The organism is Kineosporia sp. R_H_3, from assembly GCF_002198675.1.
Classification (GTDB): domain Bacteria; phylum Actinomycetota; class Actinomycetes; order Actinomycetales; family Kineosporiaceae; genus R-H-3.
In genome coordinates, this window is the sequence record NZ_MWLL01000079.1 from 1 (window position 1) to 19,033 (window position 19,033).

A 19,033-nucleotide genomic window follows, 5' to 3' on the forward strand; every position below is an offset into this window, starting at 1 on the left:
GTCTGGAGGGCGCGGCGCGCGACATAGACGTCGGCGGCCCGCCGCCGCCGCGGACGGCGTGGGGCGCGCGGTTCGCCGTGCTCGCCCTCGGCGCGCTGGCCGGCATCGCCGGCTACCTCGCCGCGACCCGCTTCCTGCCGCGCTGGTGGGCGCACCGGATCGGGGACGTCTCCGACGGCGCCTTCACGACGGGCATCACCGCGGGTCTCGTCTGCGGCGTCGCGTTCACCCTGCTGCCGCTGCTCGTGCTGCGCGGGGTGGTCCGGCGCTCCGCGACGTGGGCGACCCGGTTCGTCCTGCTCGTCCTGGCGTTCCTGCTGTCGGTGCCGAACCTCATCACGCTCTTCGTCGTCCTCGGCACGAACAACGCGGCGCACGCCGCCGAGCGGACGTTCGACGTCCAGGCACCCGGCTTCCGCGGCGCGACGCTCGCCGGCGCGGTCATCGGCGCGGTCCTCGCCGTGGGCCTGTGGTGGCTGCTGTGGTCCCGCCGTCGGCGCAAGGACCAGATCGCCGACCTCAAGGCCCGGCTCGCCGAGAAGGACGCCGTCAAGCCCGCGCCCGGAGATGCCGAGAAGGACGACTAGGTCGTCGCTCCGAGCGACGACCGACCCCTGAACCACGGCTGATGAACCCCAGTTCACCTGTCTGGAACCGGGGCGAACAGGACCATCCGGACCGATCGGGTACACGGACGGTGATCGACGCGTTGCGGCCCGGGTGTTCTCCGGGTGGTTACGCCGAGTCTGCCGTTTCGTGGTCGCGATCACATCTGAAAAGGTTTACGGTTGCACCATGGCATTCACGCTCTGGCTCAGTGCCGAGGAGGAGCGGATCCTCGAGCGGATCATGCGCGAAGAGGGTTCCCGGAACAAGCAGGCGGCCGTCATCAAGGCCATCCGCGAGAAGGGCGCCCAGATCGCCACCGCCGTGCAGGCGCGGGAGACCCCCGCGGCCGCCGGTGGTGACACCCTCGGCTCCACCGACCTCCAGGGGTCCTGACACACCTCGAAGCGGGCCCGCCGAACCACGGCGGCCCCCAGTGCAGGCGCGAGGCCCTCGGCGACGCCGAGGGCCTCTTCCATGCCCGGACGGCGTCCCGCCGGGTTCCCGGCCGGCGCGGATCTCACCCGATCGGCTCAAGCCGCGGCCCCGGTGATCCGATGCTGACCGCCATGAGGATGGACCCGATCGTCGCCGCCGTCGCGGCCGCCGCCCTGACCGCGGCCCTGCTCGTGGTGGCGGCCGTCGCCGGCGCGCTCCACGTGCGCCGGCTGCACCGCGACCTGCGGCGCACGCGCGACCGGCACCGCCGCTCGCTGCGTCGTGACCCGCTCACCGGCGTCGCCACCCGCGCCGCCCTCCGCGACCGGCTCGAGGCCCTCGACGGCAGCGACGGGTACGCGGTCGTCGTCGTCGACCTCGACGACTTCTCCGCCGTCAACGAGCGGCACGGCGAGGTCGTCGGGGACGCCGTCCTCGCCGAGGTCGCGCGCCGCGTCGCCCGGCTCGCCCGCCCGACCGACGTCGTCGGCCGGCTCGACGGCGACGCCTTCGCCGTCGTCCGCCCCGGCCGGGCGCAGGAGGCCGCGCTCGCGACGTGGGTCGAGGAGCTGCTGGCCGCCGTCCGGTCGCCGCTCGTCCTCACCGACGGCACCCGCTTCGTCGTCGAGGCCTCGGCGGGCTGTGCGACGTCCGCGGCGGGGATGCGCCCGCTCGCCGTCGTCCGCGCCGCCGAGCAGCGGATGATCACCGACCGTCGCTCCCGCAGGCTGCTCGACCGGGCGGTCGACGCCCGGCTCGGGCCGCGTAGCGCGGGGCTCGGCGAGGTCCGGGTCCCCGGTCCGCGCCGGATCTCCGTCCCGGCCCAGCGCTCGGGCCAGACGGCCGAGACGGTGCTCGTCGGCCGCTCGCGCTGAGCCGGCCGTCGCCGGTCAGGCGACGGCGCGGACCTGGTCGAGGACGACGGTCGCGACCTGCTCGGGGCAGGTCTCCGGCAGCCAGTGGCCGGCGTCCAGCTCGACGAACCGGTACGGCCCGACGACGTGCCGGCGGGTCCGCTCGGCGGCCGCGCGACCGAGCGCGAAGTCGCCGCGGCCCCAGACGTACGTCGTCGGCACCGCCACCGAGGGCGTCGGGGTGCGCAGCGACGCGGGCAGCCCGCGGTACCAGTTGAGCGCGCCCGTCGCGGCCCCGGGCGCCCGCATCCGGCGGGCGTAGTAGGCGGCCCGGTCGGCGGGCAGACCGCTGCCGACGAGGGTGCGCCCGACGTTCGCGGCGACGAGCCGGTCGGGCAGCACGGGCAGCTGGAAGAAGCCCATGTACCAGCTCCGCGCCCCCTGGGCGCTGTGCGTGAAGGCCCAGGCCATCGCCGCCGGGTGCGGGGTCGACAGCACCGTCAGCGAACGCAGCCGGTCGGCGTGCCGGGCCCCGAGCACCCAGGCCGTCGCACCGCCCCAGTCGTGCCCGACGACGTGCGCGCGCCGCACCCCCGCCGCGTCGAGGAGGGCCAGGACGTCGAGCGCCGTCTCGGCGGTCGCGTACGCGGAGCGGGCCGTGGGCCGGGCACCGGGGGAGTAGCCGCGCTGGTCGGGCACGAGCGTGCGCAGCCCCGCGGAGTGCAGGGCGGGGACCACGTCGTCGAACGCCGTCCCGTCCTGCGGGAACCCGTGGAGCAGGACGACGGTCCCCTCGCCGTCCCGCGGCCCGTCGTCGCGGACGTCGAACCGCAGGCCGTCCCGCTCGAAGGTGTCCATGCGTTCGACCCTATGCGGGCATCCGGGCTCCGGCGCCCGGTGCCGTCCCCGCCCCTACGCCCCCGGGGCGAGCGAGGCCGTGAAGATCGCCGCGAGGTCCTCCTCGGTGACGACGAGCGGCGCCGTCGCGAGCAGGCGCTGCTGCTTCGTCGCGCCGTCGACGAGGTCGGGCACGTCGGTCTCGGTGTAGCCGACCTCGGCGAGCCCTGAGGGCATCCCGACGTCGCACATCAGCTGCGCGACGACGGCGGGCAGCAGGCCGGGGCCGTCGTCGACGTCCGGCACCCGGCTGACCCCGCCGGCGAGCACCCGGGCGGCGGTGAGGTGCCGGTGCGGGTCGGCCTCGAAGGTGAAGGCGAACGCGGCCGGGGCGGTGAGGACGACCGACATCCCGTGCGGCACGATCGGCGCGTCCTGCGGGTAGCCGGCGGGCCGGTAGTCCCGGACCCGGCCGGCGATCGGGTAGGCGTCGGCGTGCGGGAGGTGGACGCCCGCGTTGCCGAAGCCGAGCCCCGCGAACGTCGCGGCGAGCGCCATCGCCTCGCGCGCGGCCCGGTCGGCGCCGTCCGCGACCGCCTGCCGGAACGAGCCGGCGAGCAACGAGAGGGCCTTCTCCGCCCACATCTGCGACACCGGGTTGGCCCCGCAGTACGGCACGCGGGCGTCGGGCGACCTGCGCTCGAAGGAGGTGTACGGGCGGGCGGTGAGGCTCTCCAGGGCGTGGCAGAGGATGTCCATCCCCGAGCACGCGGTGACCATCGCCGGCTGGGACAGGGTGAGGTCCGGGTCGACGACGGCGAGCGTCGGGCGCAGCGCGGGGTGGCTGATGCCGGTCTTCACGTGAAGCGAGAGGACGTCGAGCACGCAGACGGTCGTGCTCTCGGCCCCGGTGCCGGTCGTCGTCGGGACGGCGACGAGCGGCTTGAGCGGCACGGTCGGCGCGAGCCCGCGCCCGACCGGCGGGTTGAGGTAGTCGAAGAGGTCGCCCGGGTTCGTCGTCAGCAGGTCGACGGCCTTCGCGGTGTCGATGCTCGAGCCGCCGCCGACGGCGACGAACGCGTCCCACGGCCCGCCGTCGGTGGCGAACGCGACCGCCGCGAGCATGCTCTCGTCCGTCGGCTCGACCCGGACGCCGTCGAAGACGACCGCCTCGACGCCCGCGGCGCGCAGCCCGTCGGCGACCCGCTGCGGCGCACCGGTCGCGGCGACGCCCCGGTCGGTGACGACGAGCACCCGCCGGGCCCCGAGCCGCGCGAGGTCGGCGCCGACCTCGTCGCTCGCGCCCGCGCCGAGCTTGAGCTGCGGGGCGCCGTACGTGAACACGCTCTCGGGGTTCGCCGGCACGGCCAGGTCCCGCACGCCGGATCGCGACTGCGTCATGGCCCGAAGCGTAGGCGCGGCTGAGTAGCCGTACCCCTTCGGTCACCACCGCCGGGCGACGATGATCTCCCCGTGAGCCTCTACTCGGTCGCCGTCACCGTCATCGACGCCGTGCTCGGCCTCACGACGCGCCGCGAGCACCTCCACCTCGAGCGGATGCCCGCCGAAGGGCCCGCGGTCGTCGTCTCCAACCACCTGTCGATCAGCGACCCGCTCGTCCTCGGCTGCGCGCTGCGCCGGGCCGGACGGCGCGGCACGTTCCTCGCGATGGCGGAGGCGTTCTCCTGGCCCGTCGTCGGCGGGCTGCTGCGGCGCACCGGCCAGATCCCGGTCCGGCGCGGCGTCGACCCGGCCGCCGCGATGGCCCCGGCGCTCGAGGCGCTCGCGAACGGCTGGGTCGTCGCGCTCTACCCGGAGGGCCGGGTGACGACGGAGCCGGACTACCGGCCGCTGCCGCAGGCGAAGACCGGTGCGGTCCGGCTGGCGCTCGCGGCCGGCTGCCCGGTCGTGCCGGTCGCGCAGTGGGGCGCCCACCGGCTCGTGACCCGCGACCACCGGTCGACCCTGACCCGGCCGCTGCGCTGGTTCGGCCGCTTCCGCAGCGGCCGGGTGCCGCGCCGCCCCGTCGTCACCGTGCTCGTCGGGGAGCCGGTCACCGCCGCGCAGCTGCGCGAGATGGCCGGCCCGGACGGCGACCTGCGGGCGGCGACGGACCTCGTCATGCGCCAGGTCCGGGTGCTGCTCGCCCAGATCGCCGGTGACGACCTGCCCGACCTGCTCCGGCCGTCGTCCGAGGCGGCATGATCGTGCACTGACGCAGACGGACGACGGGGGGCCAGGGATGAGCGGGACCGGCGGGAGCGGGTGGCAGGCGCCGGGGCACGACCCGGCCGCGCCGACGCAGGCGTTCGTGCAGCAGCCGACGCTCGCGTTCGGGGCGCAGCCCGGGTACGGCCCGCCCGCCGCGGCCCCGTGGGTCGCGGGACCGGTGGCAGGGCCGGTCGGGCGTGCGGCCCGGCGGCACCCGGTCGCGGGGTCGCTCGCCGTGGCCGGTCTCCTGCTCGTGCTGTGGGCCGTCCGGGAGTACGTCGAGGTGCTGCGGCTCATCGGGGCGCGCGAGGTGGAGCCCGCGTTCGGTGTCGGGCTGGTCGTCGCGCTGCTGGCGGTCGTCGTCGGCGCGGGCGGCACGGCCGCGGCGTTCGCGCGGCTGCGCAGCGCGTGGCTGCCCGGGCTGCTGCTCGGTGCCGCGGTCCTCGGGACCGTGCTCGCGATCGTCCTCGACGCGGCGGTGCAGATCGGCTACGGCGGCGCCGACGCCGGCGAGGTCCTGCTCGGGGAGCTCGGCTACGGCTCCGGGTTCGGCGTCGTCTGGTGGGTCGTGCTGGCGAACCTCTCGCTCCTGCTGTGGGCGCTCGCCGTCCCGGCGCTCTGGCTGGACGGCCGTCGCGCCGCCCGCCGGACGGCGGCGCAGGGCCGACCCGGGCCGACCTAGAGCACCCGCTCCGCCGCCGCCGACGGCACCGCGCGCAGGAACGCCGGCGGGTCGAACCCGTGGTCCACGAACGCGGTCGCGACCGCCGCCGCGACCGACGCGGTCCGGGCCGCGTCGACGAGCGCGATCGCGGAGCCGCCGAACCCGCCGCCCGTCATCCGGGCACCGAGGGCGCCCGCCGCGCGCGCCGCCTCGCAGGCCACGTCGAGCTCGGCGCACGAGACCTCGTAGTCGTCGCGGAGCGAGGTGTGCGAGGCGTCGAGGACCGGGCCGACGTCGCGGACCCGACCCGCCGCGAGCAGCGTGGCCACCTCCCGCACCCGGGCGATCTCCGACACGACGTGCCGCACCCGGCGGACGACCTCCTCGGCGGCGCTGCCGCCGAGCACCTGGTGCAGCCGGGCCGCGGCCCGCTCGAGACCGTCGGGGCGGACCTCCCGCAGGGTGTCGATCCCCAGCACGTCGGCGGCCCGCTCGCAGGCGTCGCGGCGCGAACCGTACTGGCCGTCGACGAGCGCGTGGTGCGCGCGGGTGTCCATGACGAGCAGCTCGAGGCCGTGCGCCGGGAGGTCGAACGGCACGTGCTCCACGGTGAAGTCCCGGCAGTCGAGCAGCAGCGCCGACCCGGCCCGCGCGCGCAGGGACGCCGCCTGGTCCATGCCCCCGGTGGGGGCGCCGGCGATCTCGTTCTCGGCCCGCACGCACGCGGCGGCGAGCCGGGTGCGGCCCGCGTCGTCGCCGCCGAGGCCCAGCCCGGCGAGCTCGTCGACGGCGACCGCGACCGCGCACTCGAGGGCGGCGGACGACGACAGCCCGGCGCCGAGCGGCACCCGGCCGTCGATGACGACGTCCAGGCCCGGGACGTCGGACCCGGCCTGCGCGAGCGCCCACGGGACGCCCACCGCGTAGCCGGCCCAGCCCTCGACGGTGCCGGGGCCGATGTCCGCCAGCGCCCCCTGCCAGCCGCCGTCCGGGCCGGAGCCGGGCACCTGCGCGGACCGCACCCGCAGGACGTCGTCCTCGCGGCTGCCCACGGCGGCGAACGTCCTGGCGGGCAACGCGAACGGCATGCAGAGACCGCCGTTGTAGTCGACGTGCTCACCGATGACGTTGACCCGGCCGGGAGCCGCCCAGACGCCGTCCGGCTCGCGGCCATACGCCGCCCGGAACGCGTCCGCGGCGGCGAGCGCGGTGGCCCGGTCGTCGGCCGCGTCGTACCAGAAGGGCTGCGCCGCGACACGTCCGGCCGCGGAGCCGCCGGCCGCGGGGCCGTCCGGGCTCACGAGGCCACCTCGCGCAGGCGGGCGGCGATCTGCTCGGGCAGCGCGTCGTTGACCCACGCGCCCATGCCGCTCTCCGACCCGGCGAGGTACTTGAGCTTGCCGGGCGCCCGCAGGATCGAGAACAGCTGCAGGTGCAGCCGGCCGAGCTCGCGGTCCGCGCCGACCGGCGCCTGGTGCCAGCCCGCGATGTACGGCAGCGCCGTGACGCCCTCGAAGTAGCGGTCGGCGCGGCGCAGCAGCTCGAGGTAGACGTGCGAGAGCTCGTCCCGCTCGGCGTCGTCGAGCCCGGTGATGTCCGGGACGTCGCGGTGCGGGGCGAGGTGCACCTCGACCGGCCAGCGGGCCGCCGCCGGCACGTACGCCGTCCAGTGCTCGCCCGCGAGGACGACCCGCGTCGCGGCCCGCCGCTCGGCGTCCAGGACGTCGCGCAGCAGGTTGCCGCCGGTGCTGCGGCGGTGCGCCGCGGCCTGCCGCAGCAGGGCCGAGGTGCGCGGCGTGACGAACGGGTAGGCGTAGATCTGGCCGTGCGGGTGGTGCAGGGTGACGCCGATCTCCTGGCCGCGGTTCTCGAAGCAGAACACCTGCCGGACGCCGTCCGTGGCCGACAGCTCGGCGGTCCGGTCGGCCCAGGCCTCGACGACGGTGCGCACCCGCTCGGGGCGCAGCGACGAGAACGAGGCCCCGTGGTCGGAGGTGAAGCAGACGACCTCGCACCGGCCGACCCCCGGCCGCACCGGGAACAGCGGCTCGCCGTCCAGGTCGTGCGGCAGGCCCTCGACGCGGGTGCTCAGCGACGGGAACCGGTTCTCGAAGACGACGACGTCGTAGTCGCTCGCCGGCACCTCCGACGGGACGACGCCGCGCCCGGTCGGGCACAGCGGGCACTCGTCCTTCGGCGGCAGGAACGTGCGGTCGTTGCGGTGCGACGCGATGGCGACCCACTCGCCGGTGAGGACGTCGTAGCGCAGCTCGGACCCGCCGCCGGCGGGGCCCAGCGGGCGGGTGTCGACGGCGTCGCGGACCGTCTCGCCCGTGACGTACGCGGGGGAGTCGTCGAAGTAGAAGATGTCGCGTCCGTCGGCGAGGTGCGCCGTCGTGCGCCGGACCCGGCCTCCGGCCAGAGCGGTCGTCATCGCGCCGCCTCCTCCTCGGGATCGCTCGTGCCGAGCGAGTGGTCGTCATGGTCGACGAGCGGGTCGTGCCCGTCCCGATGGTCGGTGGGCGGGTCGTCGTCCTCGTGCGGGTCGTCGTCCTCGTCGTGCCCGCCGGCCGGTATGAGCCCGACCGTCGCCGTCCGGGCGGCGCCGGAGGCCAGCAGCAGCCGGCCGACCCTCGCCTGCACCGTACGCCGGGCGTCGTGGTCCAGCCCTTCGTCGGTGACCAGGACGTCGACCTCGTCGAGGCGGGCCATCGACGACAGGCCGACGACGCCCCACTTCGTGCTGTCCGCCGTGACGACGACCTGCCGGGCCGAGGCGATGAGCGCACGGTTCGTCTCCGACTCCACGAGGTTCGGCGACGTGAAGCCGGCCCGGGCGTCGAAGCCGTGCACGCCGAGGAACAGCCAGTCGACGTGGAGGGAGCGCAGCGCGGACACCGCGACCGGCCCGACGAGCGCGTCCGACGGGGTCCGGACGCCGCCGGTGAGGATCACGGTGAGGTCGTCGCGGGCGCTCGCGTGGAGCAGCTCGGCGACCGGCAGCGAGTTGGTGACGACGGTGAGGTTCGGCACCCGCCGCAGGTGGCCGGCGACGGCGTACGTCGTCGTCCCGGCCGAGAGGGCGACGCTGTCGCCGGGGGAGACGAGGTCGGCCGCCGCCTCGGCGATCGCGGCCTTCTCCAGGGTCTGCAGGCCGGACTTCGCGGCGAAGCCCGGCTCGTCCGCGCTGCGGCCGGAGACCGCGGTGGCGCCGCCGTGCACCCGCGCGACGAGACCCTTGCGGGCGAGCGCGGCGATGTCCCGCCGGATCGTCATGTCGGACACGCCGAGGAGCTCGACGAGGTCGCTGACCCGGGCGCCGCCGGTCAGGGTGACCTGCTCGAGGATGCGCTCCTGGCGCTGCCGCGCGAGCATCAGCCGGCCCGCGCCGGTCGTTCCCGGACCACGGCGTACCCGCCGGCCGGGAGGTGCACGTGCGGGCCGACGTCCGTGCCCGTCACGAGGTCGGTGCCGTGCGCGGGGACGTCGACGGCGTCGCCGGAGTGGTTGAGCACGAAGAGGAACGAGCCCTGCGGGCCGCTGCGCCGCACGACCTCGACCGGGCCGAGGCCGCCGCGGGCCCACGCCGGAAGGGGGGCCTGCGCCTCGTCGGGGCCGGGGAGGTCGACGACCGGCCGCACACCGGCGCCGTCGGTGACCTCGCGCAGCAGGGTGCCCAGGCCCGCCGGGTCGAGTGCCGTCCCGACGTACCAGACGACCCCGTCACCGACCTCGTGCCGGGTCACGGCGGGGGAGCCGGCGACCGGGCCGTCGGCGTACGTGCGCCAGGCGGTGGCTCCCCGCAGCGCGGTCAGCTCGGTCCAGACCCGGGCCGTCGAGCCGTCGTCGAGGGTGACGACGTCGTCGGCGCCGAGCGGGAAGAACTCCTCTGTCACGGCCCCGATGATCCCGGTGAACGCACCCGGGTAGCCACCGAGGTGGATGTGGTCGTCCCGGTCGGCGATCCCCGACAGGTACGTGACGACGGCGTGCCCGCCGCCGCGCACGAACGCCTCGACCGCGGCGGCCGTCGCGTCGTCCGTGAGGTAGAGCGTCGGGACGACGAGCAGCCGGGTGCCGGCCAGCCGGGCGAGCAGGTCCGCACCGTCGGCCTCGCGGGCGGGTCCGGCGAACTGCGTCGTGACGCCGCGCTCCCACAGCGCCCTGTGCACGGCGCGGGCGGCGGCCGGGTAGACGACGAGGGACGACGGCATCGACGGGCGCTGCAGCGCCCACCAGGACTGCCAGTCGAAGAGCATCGTGACGTCGGCCTCGACGCGGGTGCCGGCGACGTCCGCCGCGGCGGCGAGCACCTCGCCGAGCCGGACGACGTCCCGCCAGACCTTGGTGCCGGTCCCGGCGTGCGGCACGAGCGCGGAGTGGAACTTCTCCGCACCGGCCCGGCTGGCCCGCCACTGGAAGTACCCGACGGCGTCGGCCCCCCGCGCGACGTGCGCGAGCGCGTCGCGGACGAGCTGGCCGGGGGCCTTCGCGTGGTTGACCGGCTGCCAGTTCACCGCGCTCGTCGAGTGCTCCATGAGGAACCACGGCCCCCCGCCCGCGACGCCACGGGTCAGGTCCGAGCAGAACGCGAGCTCGTGCCGCGGGTCGTCGAGCCGGCCGTCGAGGTAGTGGTCCTGGGAGACGACGTCCTGCTCCGGGGCCCACGCCCAGTAGTCCATGCCGCTGATGTGCGTCGTGACCATGAAGTTCGTCGTGACCGGCACGGACGGCGTGAGCCGGCGCAGCAGGTCGCGCTCGGCGCAGTGGTACGCGAGGAGCTCGTCGGAGCAGAAGCGGGAGAAGTCGAGCGACTGGGTCGGGTTCGGCTGCGCGGTCGTCAGGCGCGGCGGCCAGACCTCCTCGACGTCGCTGTAGCGCTGGCTCCAGAACGCGGTGCCCCACGCGTCGTTGAGCGCGTCGACGCTGCCGTAGCGGGCCATGAGCCAGCGCCGGAACGCCGCCGCGGAGACGTCGCAGTAGCAGTGCACGTTGTGGCAGCCGAGCTCGTTGGAGACGTGCCACATCGCCAGCGCCGGGTGGTCGCCGTACCGCTGCGCGAGCCGCTCGACGAGCGTGAGCGCCTTCTCCCGGAACACCGGGCTGCTCGGGCACCAGGCCTGCCGGGAGCCGGGCCACAGCCGGTGGCCCTCGCGGTCGACGGGCAGCGTCTCGGGGTAGGCCCGGGCCAGCCACGGGGGCGGCGACGCGGTCGCGGTGGCGAGGTCGACGGCGATCCCGCCGTCGTGGAGCAGGTCGAGGACGCGGTCCAGCCACCCGAGCTCGAAGCGGCCCTCGGCCGGCTCGAGGTGCGCCCAGGAGAAGACCCCCACCGTGGCGAACGTGACGCCGGCCTCCTGCATGAGGCGGACGTCGTCCTTCCAGACCTCCTCGGGCCACTGCTCGGGGTTGTAGTCGCCGCCGAGCGCGAGACCGCGCACGGGCCACCTGCGGGAGGGCACGGGCGAGGTCGGGTCGGGCGTCGCGCTCACGCCGGAAGCCTGTCCCTGTCCGGCGGCTAAGTCAACAGAACCGAACATGACACTCCGTCTGGTCGACGGAACGGACGGTTGGCTTGTTCGAACAAGCACCCCGTCCGGGCGGGGGCCCGGCGGCCTCGCCGGCCGCCGGGCGGCGCTGCATGCCTCGCCTGCCGCGCCCGAGCCGCCGCCGGTGGCCCGACGGGCGGGTCATCCCGGCGAAACCTTGCTTCCCGCGCAGAAACCGATCCGACATCTCACGACAACCGGCGGGACGCACAAGGCGACGCCGGATGGCCTCGGAAGCGTTTCCAGGCCGGTGCGAGGCCGGGCCGCGGGTCGGGCGGTACGGCCCTCCCCGTGCGGCGCGGGTGTTCGCTACCGCGTTGGACTCAGTTCGGTTACGGCGACCTTGTGTCCCTTGACACACGACCATGGACCGACAAAGGTGTGCTGCATTGTGGGAGGTCGTGTTCGGTTGTGTTCGACCTCCACTCCCGGCCCGTGCCAAAGGAGGCACTTCATGTCCCGACCCCAGTCCGAGGCCGAGTACCTGGCCCGTCTGGTCCCCGCATCGGTCTCCGCGACCTCGTCGCGCCGCACCGTGCTCAAGGGTGCGCTCGGTGCAGGCGCCGCCCTCGGCGGCGCCGGTCTGCTCGCCGCCTGCGGCGGCTCCAGCAGCGGTGGCACCGACGCGACCGCAGGTGCTTCCGGCTCCGCCGCGGCGACGGGTGGCGAGGTGACCTTCGGGTCCAACGCCTCCGACGAGATCCCGAAGAAGGTCGTGCAGGCCCTGGCCGACGGCTTCAAGGCGGCCTCCGGTACGACCGTCAAGATCAACACCCAGGACCACAACACGTTCCAGGAGAACATCAACAACTATCTCCAGGGCAAGCCGGACGACGTCTTCACGTGGTTCGCCGGCTACCGGATGCGCTTCTTCGCGTCCAAGGGCCTCGCGGGCGACGTGAGCGACGTGTGGAAGAACCTCACGGGCTTCACGGACGGCTTCAAGTCCGCCTCGACGGGCGACGACGGCAAGCAGTACTTCGTGCCGTCGTCCTACTACCCGTGGGCGGTCTTCTACCGCAAGAGCGTCTGGACGGAGAAGGGCTACACCGTCCCGAAGACGCTCGACGAGCTCAAGACGCTCAGCACGCAGATGAAGAAGGACGGCCTCGACCCGATCGCCTTCGGCGACAAGGACGGCTGGCCCGCGATGGGCACGTTCGACGTGCTCAACATGCGGATCAACGGGTACCAGTTCCACATCGACCTCATGGCGCACAAGGTCGCGTGGGACGACCCGAAGGTGCAGAAGGTCTTCTCCACCTGGGCCGAGCTGCTCCCGTTCCACCAGGCCGACCCGCTGGGCCGTACCTGGCAGGAGGCCGCGCAGGCCGTCCAGAACAAGAAGGCGGGCATGTACCTGCTCGGCCTGTTCGTGACGCAGGAGATGACGGCCAACCTCGACGACGTCGACTTCTTCACGTTCCCGGAGATCGACTCGACGATCGGCGCCGACGCGCTCGACGCCCCGATCGACGGCTTCATGAAGGCCGCGAAGCCGAAGGACGACGCCCGCGCCAACGCGCTGCTCACGTGGCTCGGCGGCAAGGACGCCGGTGCGGTCTACGCGAAGACCGACCCGACGACCCTCATCGCCAACTCCGAGGTCGACACCTCGGGCTACACGGCGCTGCAGAAGAAGTCGGCCGAGCTCGTGGGGTCTGCGAAGAACATCGCGCAGTTCCTCGACCGCGACACCCGACCGGACTTCGCCTCGACCGTCATGATCCCCGCGATCCAGACGTTCCTCAAGGACCCCAAGGACGTGCAGGGCCTCTGCAAGTCCATCGAGGGCCAGGCGAAGACCATCTTCACCAGCTGAGTCGGCAACCCCCGGACGCCGCCGACGCCGGCGGCGTCCGGGGTCGAACGGAAGGCAGGTACCCCATGACGGTGGGTGGTTCGGACCTCCCGGTCGTCAACCCTGCCACGGTCGCCAAGGCCCCCGCGGGGGGCTCCCACAAGGGAGCCCCCCGCGGGGGTCGCGTCCGTCGGCTCACCGGCAACGACCGCATCGTCGTCTTCGCGATGGTGATCGTCCCGCTGTTCCTCACCATGGTCTTCGTCGTCCTGCCGGCCATCGCGTCGGTCGTGCTGTCGTTCGCGAGCTGGGACGGCATCGGCGGCGTCTCGAACATCAAGTGGATCGGCTTCGAGAACTACAAGAACATCGCCACGAACTACCCGCCGTTCTGGCCGGCGATCCGGCACAACGTGCTGTGGCTCGTCGTGCTCTTCTTCATCGCGACCCCGCTCGGCATGTTCTTCGCGGTCATCCTCGACAAGAACATCCGGTTCTCGCGGTTCTACCAGACGCCGATCTACCTGCCCGTCGTCCTGTCGCTGGCGCTCATCGGCTTCATCTGGCAGCTCCAGTACTCGCGCGACTTCGGCCTCATCAACGCGATCCTGCAGTTCCTCGGGCTGCAGGAGCCCGACGAGGCGATCGACTGGTTCGGCGACCCGAACATCGCGATCTGGGCGGCCCTGGCCGCCTCCGCCTGGCGGCACGCCGGCTACATCATGCTGCTCTACCTGGCGGGCCTGAAGGGCGTCGACCCCTCGCTGCGCGAGGCGGCGTCCGTCGACGGTGCCAACGAGGTGAAGACCTTCTTCAGCATCGTCTTCCCGGTCCTGCGCCCCATCAACATCATCGTCGTGGTCATCACGGTCATCGAGTCGCTGCGCGCGTTCGACCTCGTGTGGATCATCAACAAGGGCCGTAACGGCCTCGAGCTCATCTCCGCGCTCGTGACGTCGAACGTCACCGGCGAGGCGAGCCGCATCGGCTTCGGCTCGGCGCTCGCGACGATCATGCTGGCGATCTCGCTGATCTTCATCACGATCTACCTCGCGACGATCTTCAAGGAGGAGGAGCAGTGACGACGACCGCGTCCACGGCGCCGGCGCGGACCTCCGCCCCCGTCCGGCAGAACAAGAAGAAGACCCCGGTCAGCCGGTACTTCACCCACGCCTTCCTCGCGGTCATCGCGTTCGTGTGGGCGTTCCCGGTGCTCTGGGCCGTCGTCAACGCCTTCCGCGACTACCAGTACACGTCGGTCAACGGCTACGTGTCCTGGGGCGGCTTCACGCTGAAGAACTTCACCGACGCGTGGGAGCAGGCGAACTTCAGCCAGCACTTCATGAACTCGGTCATCATCACGGTGCCCGCGGTCATCCTCACGCTGTTCCTCGCCTCGGGCGTCGCGTTCGTCATCTCGCGGTTCAGCTGGCGGTTCAACATCGTCATGCTCGGGCTGTTCACGGCCGCGAACCTGCTGCCGCAGCAGTCCCTGCTCATCCCGCTGTACCGGATGGCGATCGCGGTCCCGCTGCCGGAGTGGATGAGCGACTCCGAGTTGCTCTACGACTCGTACTGGATGCTCATCCTCGTCAACGTCGCCTTCCAGACCGGCTTCTGCGCGTTCGTCCTCTCGAACTACATGAAGACGCTGCCCCGGGAGCTCTACGAGGCGGCGATGGTCGACGGCGCGAGCATCTGGCGCCAGTACTGGCAGCTCACCCTGCCGCTGTGCCGGCCGCCGCTCGCGGCGCTGGCGACCCTCGAGGTCACGTGGATCTACAACGAGTTCTTCTGGGCGACCGTGCTCATGCGCACCGGGGACAAGTTCCCGGTGACGAGCGCGCTCAACGCGCTGAAGGGCCAGTTCTTCACCGACCTCAACCTCCTGGCGGCCGGCTCGATCATCGTCGCGATCCCGACGCTGGTCATCTTCTTCGCCCTCCAGAAGCAGTTCGTCGCGGGCCTGACCCTCGGCGCGAACAAGGGCTGACCGCCCCGGAACACTCGAACGGCACGAGCACTGCGAACGGCCGGCGCGGGGACCTTCCCGCGTCGGCCGTTCGCACGTCCCACCGGAACACCCAGATCGGAAGAGGACCTCCATGCCCGACCAGCCGGCCCGACCGGACACCCTGCTCCTGCGCGCGGCCGGGGCCGCCGTCCTGCTCGACACGAGCGGACCGGGGCTGCCCTCCGTCCTGCACTGGGGCGCGGACCCCGGCGACCTCGACGCCGACGCCCGGGCCCGCCTCGTCGCGGCGCTCGCACCGGCCGTGCCGCACTCGGCGCTCGACACGCCCTGGCCGCTCACGCTGCTGCCCGGGGAGCCGGACGGCTGGTCCGGCCGGCCCGGGCTCGCCGGCCACCGGGACGGCGCGGACCTCTTCCCGCGGCTGGTCGCCGACAGTGCGCCAACGGTCACCACGACGGACGACGGCGCCCAGGAGCTCGTGGCCGCGGCCGCCGACGCCGCGGCCGGGGTGGCGACGCGCAGCGTCCTGCGGCTCGAGGCCGACGGACTGCTCCGCGTGCGGCACACGGTGACCAACACGGGAGCAGGCACGTACGTGCTCGCCGGCCTGACCGCCGTCCTGCCGGTCCCGGCGCGGGCCGGCGAGCTGTTCGACCTCACCGGCCGCTGGTGCCGGGAGCGCAGCCCGCAGCGCAAGCCGTTCGACCACGGCACGCACGCCCGGGAGTCCCGCCGCGGCCGCACCGGTCACGACGCGACGCTCCTGCTCGTCGCGGGCACGGCGGGCTTCGGGTTCCGGCACGGGGAGGTCTGGGGCGTCCACGTCGCGTGGAGCGGCAACCACGCCCACCTCGCCGAGCGGCTCGCGGAGGGGGCGGGCGCGGGTGGCGCCGGCGTCCTCGGCGGGGGAGAGCTCCTGCTGCCGGGTGAGGTCCGGCTCGCGGCGGGGGAGTCGTACACCTCGCCCTGGGTCTGCTTCTCCTGGTCCGGCGAAGGCCTCGACGGGCTCACCGCCCGCGTCCACCGCTGGGTGCGGGCCCGCCCGCAGCACCCGCGCCGGCCGCGCCCGCTCACCCTGAACTCGTGGGAGGCGGTCTACTTCGACCACCGGCTCGACCGGCTCACCGAGCTCGCCGAGCGCGCCGCCGAGATCGGCGCCGAGCGGTTCGTTCTCGACGACGGCTGGTTCGGCAGCCGCCGCAACGACCACAGCGGGCTCGGCGACTGGACGGTCTCCGACGCGGTCTGGCCGCAGGGGCTGCGCCCGCTCGCGGACCGGGTCCGTGGCCTCGGCATGGAGTTCGGCCTGTGGTTCGAGCCGGAGATGGTCAACCCCGACTCCGACCTCGTCCGGGCGCACCCGGACTGGGTGCTCGGCCCGGCCCCGGGCGCCGACGAGCCGGCGGTCACATCCGGCCCGGTGGACGGTGCCCGGCTGCCGCGGCCGTGGCGCCGCCAGATGGTCCTCGACCTGGCCCGCCCCGAGGTCTTCGACCACCTGCTCGGGCGGATCTCGGCGCTCGTCGACGAGATCGGCATCGCCTACATCAAGTGGGACCACAACCGGGACCTCCACGAGTCGCTGACGCCGGGGCCGGACGGCGTCCGGCGGGGCGGCGTCCACCTCCAGACGCTCGCGATCTACCGGCTGCTCGACGCGCTGCGCGAACGGCACCCGGGCCTGGAGATCGAGTCGTGCTCGTCGGGCGGGGCGCGCGTCGACCTCGGCATCCTCGACCGGACCGACCGGGTCTGGGCCTCGGACACGAACGACGCCCTCGAGCGGCAGTCGATCCAGCGCTGGACCGGCCTGCTCGTGCCGCCGGAGCTCGTCGGCTCGCACGTCGGCCCGCCCGTCGCGCACACGACCGGGCGGCAGGCGCACCTGTCGTTCCGCTGCGTCACGGCGCTGTTCGGGCACGCCGGCATGGAGTGGGACGTCACGACGTGCAGCCCGGAGGAGGTCGCCCAGCTCAAGGGCTGGGCCGGGCTCTACAAGGAGCTGCGCGGGCTGCTGCACAGCGGGGACGTCGTCCGCGCCGACCTGCCCGAGGGCGGGCCGGCCGCCGGGGCGTGGCTGCACGGCGTCGTCGCCCCGGACCGGCGGGAGGCGGTCTACTCCTTCGTCCGGCTCACGACGTCGGCGGACCTGCAGCCGCCGCGGCTGCTCCTGCCCGGCCTGGACGACGCCCTCGAGTACGAGGTCGTCCGCCGGGACGAGGCGGGTGCGCCGTGGGCGGTCGAGACCGTGCCGGTCCCGTGGTTCGCGGCCGGGCGGACCGTGGCGAGCGGCGCCGTCCTGCGCACCGTCGGGCTCGCGGCGCCGCTGCTCAACCCGGAGCAGGCCGCCGTCCTGCACGTGCGCGCACGCTGACCGGACCGCCCGGCCGGGTGCCCCGGCACCCGGCCGGGCGGGAGTTGTCCGGGCCGGTCCGTCCCGGGGGTGCCGGGGTGCCAGAATGGCCGCCATGTGCGCCGCGGCCCAGCCCCGAACGGACACCCCCCGACTCCTGTCGGGCATGCAGCCCACGGCGGACTCCCTGCACCTGGGCAACTACCTCGGGGCGCTGACGAACTGGGTGGCGCTGCAGGACAGCCACGAGGCCTTCTACTTCGTCGCCGACCTGCACGCGATCACCGTCGAGCAGGACCCGGGCGTGCTCCGGCAGCGCACCCGGCTCACGGCCGCGCAGTTCCTCGCGGCAGGGGTGGACCCGCAGCGGTCGGTGCTCTTCGTCCAGAGCCAGGTGCCCGAGCACGCCCAGCTCGGCTGGGTGCTCCAGTGCCTCACCGGCTTCGGCGAGGCCGGCCGGATGACCCAGTTCAAGGACAAGTCCTCCCGCGAGGGCGCCGAGCGCGCGTCGGTGGGCCTGTTCACCTACCCGATCCTCCAGGCCGGCGACATCCTCCTGTACGACGCGGCCCGGGTGCCCGTCGGCGAGGACCAGCGCCAGCACCTCGAGCTGACCCGGGACCTCGCCCAGCGGTTCAACACCCGGTTCGGCGCGACGTTCGTCGTCCCCGAGCCGTACATCGTCAAGGCGACGGCGAAGATCCTCGACCTGCAGCACCCCGCGAAGCAGATGAGCAAGAGCCTCGGCGGGTCCGGGTGCCTCAACCTGCTCGACGACCCGAAGGTCTCCGCGAAGAAGATCCGGTCCGCGGTCACCGACACCGGTCGCGAGGTCGTCTTCGACCGGGAGAACAAGCCCGGCGTCTCGAACCTCCTGACGATCCTCGCGACGCTCGGCGGCTCGACCGTCGAGGCCCTCGAGGAGCGCTTCGCCGGTGCCGGCTACGGCGACCTCAAGAAGGAGGTCGCCGAGGTCTACGTCGGCTTCGCCGAGCCGTTCAAGGCGCGGGTCGACGACCTCCTCGCCGACGCGGACCGGCTCGACGGCATCCTCGCGGACGGTGCGCACCGGGCCCGCGAGGTGGCCGCCGCCCGGCTCGCCGCCGTGTACGACGCCGTCGGCTTCCTCCCCGGGAGGGGCTGACGTGAACGTCGCGGACGACGTCGAGGACGACTGGCAGACGATGAGCATGCCGATCACACGGATGCCGCGCAGCGGCAACGTGACGATCGGGGTCGCGATCGACATCCCGCACCCGTGGGGCGCTGAGCTGCAGAACTGGCGTGCCGAGTTCGGCGACCCGGTCGCCTGGGCCATCCCGCCGCACGTGACGCTGCTGCCGCCGACGGACGTCGAGCTCGGCACCTTCGACGTCGTCGAGAAGCACCTGGAGACGATCGCGACCCGGGCGCAGCCGTTCCGGCTGCGGCTGTCGGGCACCGGGACGTTCCGGCCGGTGTCGTCGGTCGTCTTCGTCAAGGTCGCGCACGGGGCGCCGTCCTGCGACATCCTCCAGCAGCGGGTCCGGACCGGGCCGCTCGTCCGCGAGCTCGCGTTCCCGTTCCACCCCCACGTGACCGTCGCGCACGACGTCGACGACCCCTCGCTCGACCGGGCGCTGTCCGCGCTGGCCGACTTCGAGTGCTCGTTCCTCGTGGACAGCTTCGGGCTCTTCGAGCACGGGACGGACGGCGTGTGGCGGCCGAAGCGGCGCTTCGCCTTCGGGGGCGGCGGCGGGTGAGCC

Annotated in this window: 16 protein-coding genes and 1 pseudogene; 11 read left to right on the forward strand and 6 right to left on the reverse strand. The window is 74.0% G+C overall.

What is annotated here, in order from left to right; translation table 11 throughout:
* The 3 genes from ECOMGDLI_RS34465 to ECOMGDLI_RS04990 form a co-directional block, all read left to right on the forward strand.
* Positions 1 to 587: hypothetical protein (locus tag ECOMGDLI_RS34465; protein WP_088314569.1), on the forward strand; the 587-nt coding region annotated here is incomplete at its 5' end.
* Positions 588 to 795: 208 nt separating this feature from the next.
* A complete protein-coding gene (locus tag ECOMGDLI_RS04985; RefSeq protein WP_088284477.1) occupies positions 796 to 1,002 on the forward strand; it encodes a hypothetical protein in 207 nt (68 codons plus the stop codon).
* Positions 1,003 to 1,175: 173 nt separating this feature from the next.
* Entirely contained in the window at positions 1,176 to 1,919 is a 744-nt protein-coding gene (locus ECOMGDLI_RS04990) for a GGDEF domain-containing protein (RefSeq protein ID WP_158220902.1), read from the forward strand.
* 15 nt (positions 1,920 to 1,934) lie between these two features.
* Here the strand turns inward: ECOMGDLI_RS04990 and ECOMGDLI_RS04995 are convergent, their stop codons facing one another.
* A complete protein-coding gene (locus ECOMGDLI_RS04995) occupies positions 1,935 to 2,756 on the reverse strand; it encodes an alpha/beta fold hydrolase (RefSeq protein ID WP_088314575.1) in 822 nt (273 codons plus the stop codon).
* 54 nt (positions 2,757 to 2,810) lie between these two features.
* Complete coding sequence (locus ECOMGDLI_RS05000; protein WP_088314577.1) at positions 2,811 to 4,136, reverse strand: hydroxyacid-oxoacid transhydrogenase; 1,326 nt, start codon at positions 4,134 to 4,136, stop codon at positions 2,811 to 2,813.
* Positions 4,137 to 4,208: 72 nt separating this feature from the next.
* On the opposite strand from ECOMGDLI_RS05000, the gene ECOMGDLI_RS05005 reads away from it, so the two are divergent.
* Positions 4,209 to 4,940, forward strand: a complete 732-nt coding sequence (locus tag ECOMGDLI_RS05005) for a 1-acyl-sn-glycerol-3-phosphate acyltransferase (RefSeq protein ID WP_088314580.1) — start codon at positions 4,209 to 4,211, stop codon at positions 4,938 to 4,940.
* Positions 4,941 to 4,977: 37 nt separating this feature from the next.
* A complete protein-coding gene (locus ECOMGDLI_RS05010; protein ID WP_088314583.1) occupies positions 4,978 to 5,628 on the forward strand; it encodes a hypothetical protein in 651 nt (216 codons plus the stop codon).
* On the opposite strand, the gene galK is transcribed toward ECOMGDLI_RS05010, so the two are convergent.
* From galK to ECOMGDLI_RS05030, 4 genes and pseudogenes are all read right to left on the reverse strand, one after another.
* Positions 5,625 to 6,911: a galactokinase gene (galK, locus tag ECOMGDLI_RS05015; RefSeq protein WP_088314586.1), complete on the reverse strand. Its 1,287-nt coding sequence runs from the start codon at positions 6,909 to 6,911 to the stop codon at positions 5,625 to 5,627. The genes ECOMGDLI_RS05010 and galK overlap by 4 nt on opposite strands.
* Complete coding sequence (gene galT, locus ECOMGDLI_RS05020; protein ID WP_088314590.1) at positions 6,908 to 8,044, reverse strand: galactose-1-phosphate uridylyltransferase; 1,137 nt, start codon at positions 8,042 to 8,044, stop codon at positions 6,908 to 6,910. The genes galK and galT overlap by 4 nt, the downstream gene beginning before the upstream one ends.
* 176 nt (positions 8,045 to 8,220) lie before the next feature.
* Positions 8,221 to 8,985 (reverse strand): annotated as a pseudogene (locus ECOMGDLI_RS05025) (DeoR/GlpR family DNA-binding transcription regulator); the annotation flags it as partial.
* Positions 8,985 to 11,150: a beta-galactosidase gene (locus ECOMGDLI_RS05030; protein ID WP_088314595.1), complete on the reverse strand. Its 2,166-nt coding sequence runs from the start codon at positions 11,148 to 11,150 to the stop codon at positions 8,985 to 8,987. The pseudogene ECOMGDLI_RS05025 and the gene ECOMGDLI_RS05030, both read right to left, overlap by 1 nt.
* A 463-nt stretch (positions 11,151 to 11,613) precedes the next feature.
* Between ECOMGDLI_RS05030 and ECOMGDLI_RS05035 the strand changes: the two genes are divergently transcribed.
* The 6 genes from ECOMGDLI_RS05035 (at position 11,614) to ECOMGDLI_RS05060 (ending at position 19,030) form a co-directional block, all read left to right on the forward strand.
* Complete coding sequence (locus tag ECOMGDLI_RS05035; RefSeq protein ID WP_088314598.1) at positions 11,614 to 12,981, forward strand: ABC transporter substrate-binding protein; 1,368 nt, start codon at positions 11,614 to 11,616, stop codon at positions 12,979 to 12,981.
* 65 nt (positions 12,982 to 13,046) lie between these two features.
* Positions 13,047 to 14,042 carry a carbohydrate ABC transporter permease gene (locus ECOMGDLI_RS05040; protein ID WP_088314601.1) on the forward strand — a complete coding sequence of 332 codons (996 nt, stop codon included), beginning with the start codon at positions 13,047 to 13,049 and terminating at the stop codon, positions 14,040 to 14,042.
* Positions 14,039 to 14,953 (forward strand): carbohydrate ABC transporter permease, encoded by a 915-nt coding sequence (locus tag ECOMGDLI_RS05045; protein ID WP_088314604.1) that lies wholly within the window; start codon positions 14,039 to 14,041, stop codon positions 14,951 to 14,953. Before ECOMGDLI_RS05040 ends, ECOMGDLI_RS05045 begins: the two co-directional genes overlap by 4 nt.
* A 112-nt stretch (positions 14,954 to 15,065) precedes the next feature.
* Positions 15,066 to 17,309, forward strand: a complete 2,244-nt coding sequence (locus tag ECOMGDLI_RS05050; RefSeq protein WP_088314607.1) for an alpha-galactosidase — start codon at positions 15,066 to 15,068, stop codon at positions 17,307 to 17,309.
* A 94-nt stretch (positions 17,310 to 17,403) separates the two neighbouring features.
* Positions 17,404 to 18,432 carry a tryptophan--tRNA ligase gene (trpS, locus tag ECOMGDLI_RS05055; protein WP_088314638.1) on the forward strand — a complete coding sequence of 343 codons (1,029 nt, stop codon included), beginning with the start codon at positions 17,404 to 17,406 and terminating at the stop codon, positions 18,430 to 18,432.
* Between the two features lies 1 nt (position 18,433).
* Entirely contained in the window at positions 18,434 to 19,030 is a 597-nt protein-coding gene (locus ECOMGDLI_RS05060) for a 2'-5' RNA ligase family protein (protein ID WP_233149767.1), read from the forward strand.
* Positions 19,031 to 19,033: the final 3 nt, after the last annotated feature.

Coding starts and splice junctions, on each gene's coding strand:
- galT (WP_088314590.1), bottom strand. CDS start 8,044: ATGACGACCGCTCTGGCCGGAGGCCGGGTCCGGCGCACGACGGCGCAC.
- ECOMGDLI_RS04990 (WP_158220902.1), top strand. CDS start 1,176: ATGAGGATGGACCCGATCGTCGCCGCCGTCGCGGCCGCCGCCCTGACC.
- ECOMGDLI_RS05040 (WP_088314601.1), top strand. CDS start 13,047: ATGACGGTGGGTGGTTCGGACCTCCCGGTCGTCAACCCTGCCACGGTC.
- ECOMGDLI_RS04985 (WP_088284477.1), top strand. CDS start 796: ATGGCATTCACGCTCTGGCTCAGTGCCGAGGAGGAGCGGATCCTCGAG.
- ECOMGDLI_RS05035 (WP_088314598.1), top strand. CDS start 11,614: ATGTCCCGACCCCAGTCCGAGGCCGAGTACCTGGCCCGTCTGGTCCCC.
- ECOMGDLI_RS05030 (WP_088314595.1), bottom strand. CDS start 11,150: ATGTTCGGTTCTGTTGACTTAGCCGCCGGACAGGGACAGGCTTCCGGC.
- ECOMGDLI_RS05010 (WP_088314583.1), top strand. CDS start 4,978: ATGAGCGGGACCGGCGGGAGCGGGTGGCAGGCGCCGGGGCACGACCCG.
- ECOMGDLI_RS04995 (WP_088314575.1), bottom strand. CDS start 2,756: ATGGACACCTTCGAGCGGGACGGCCTGCGGTTCGACGTCCGCGACGAC.
- ECOMGDLI_RS05000 (WP_088314577.1), bottom strand. CDS start 4,136: ATGACGCAGTCGCGATCCGGCGTGCGGGACCTGGCCGTGCCGGCGAAC.
- trpS (WP_088314638.1), top strand. CDS start 17,404: ATGTGCGCCGCGGCCCAGCCCCGAACGGACACCCCCCGACTCCTGTCG.
- ECOMGDLI_RS05050 (WP_088314607.1), top strand. CDS start 15,066: ATGCCCGACCAGCCGGCCCGACCGGACACCCTGCTCCTGCGCGCGGCC.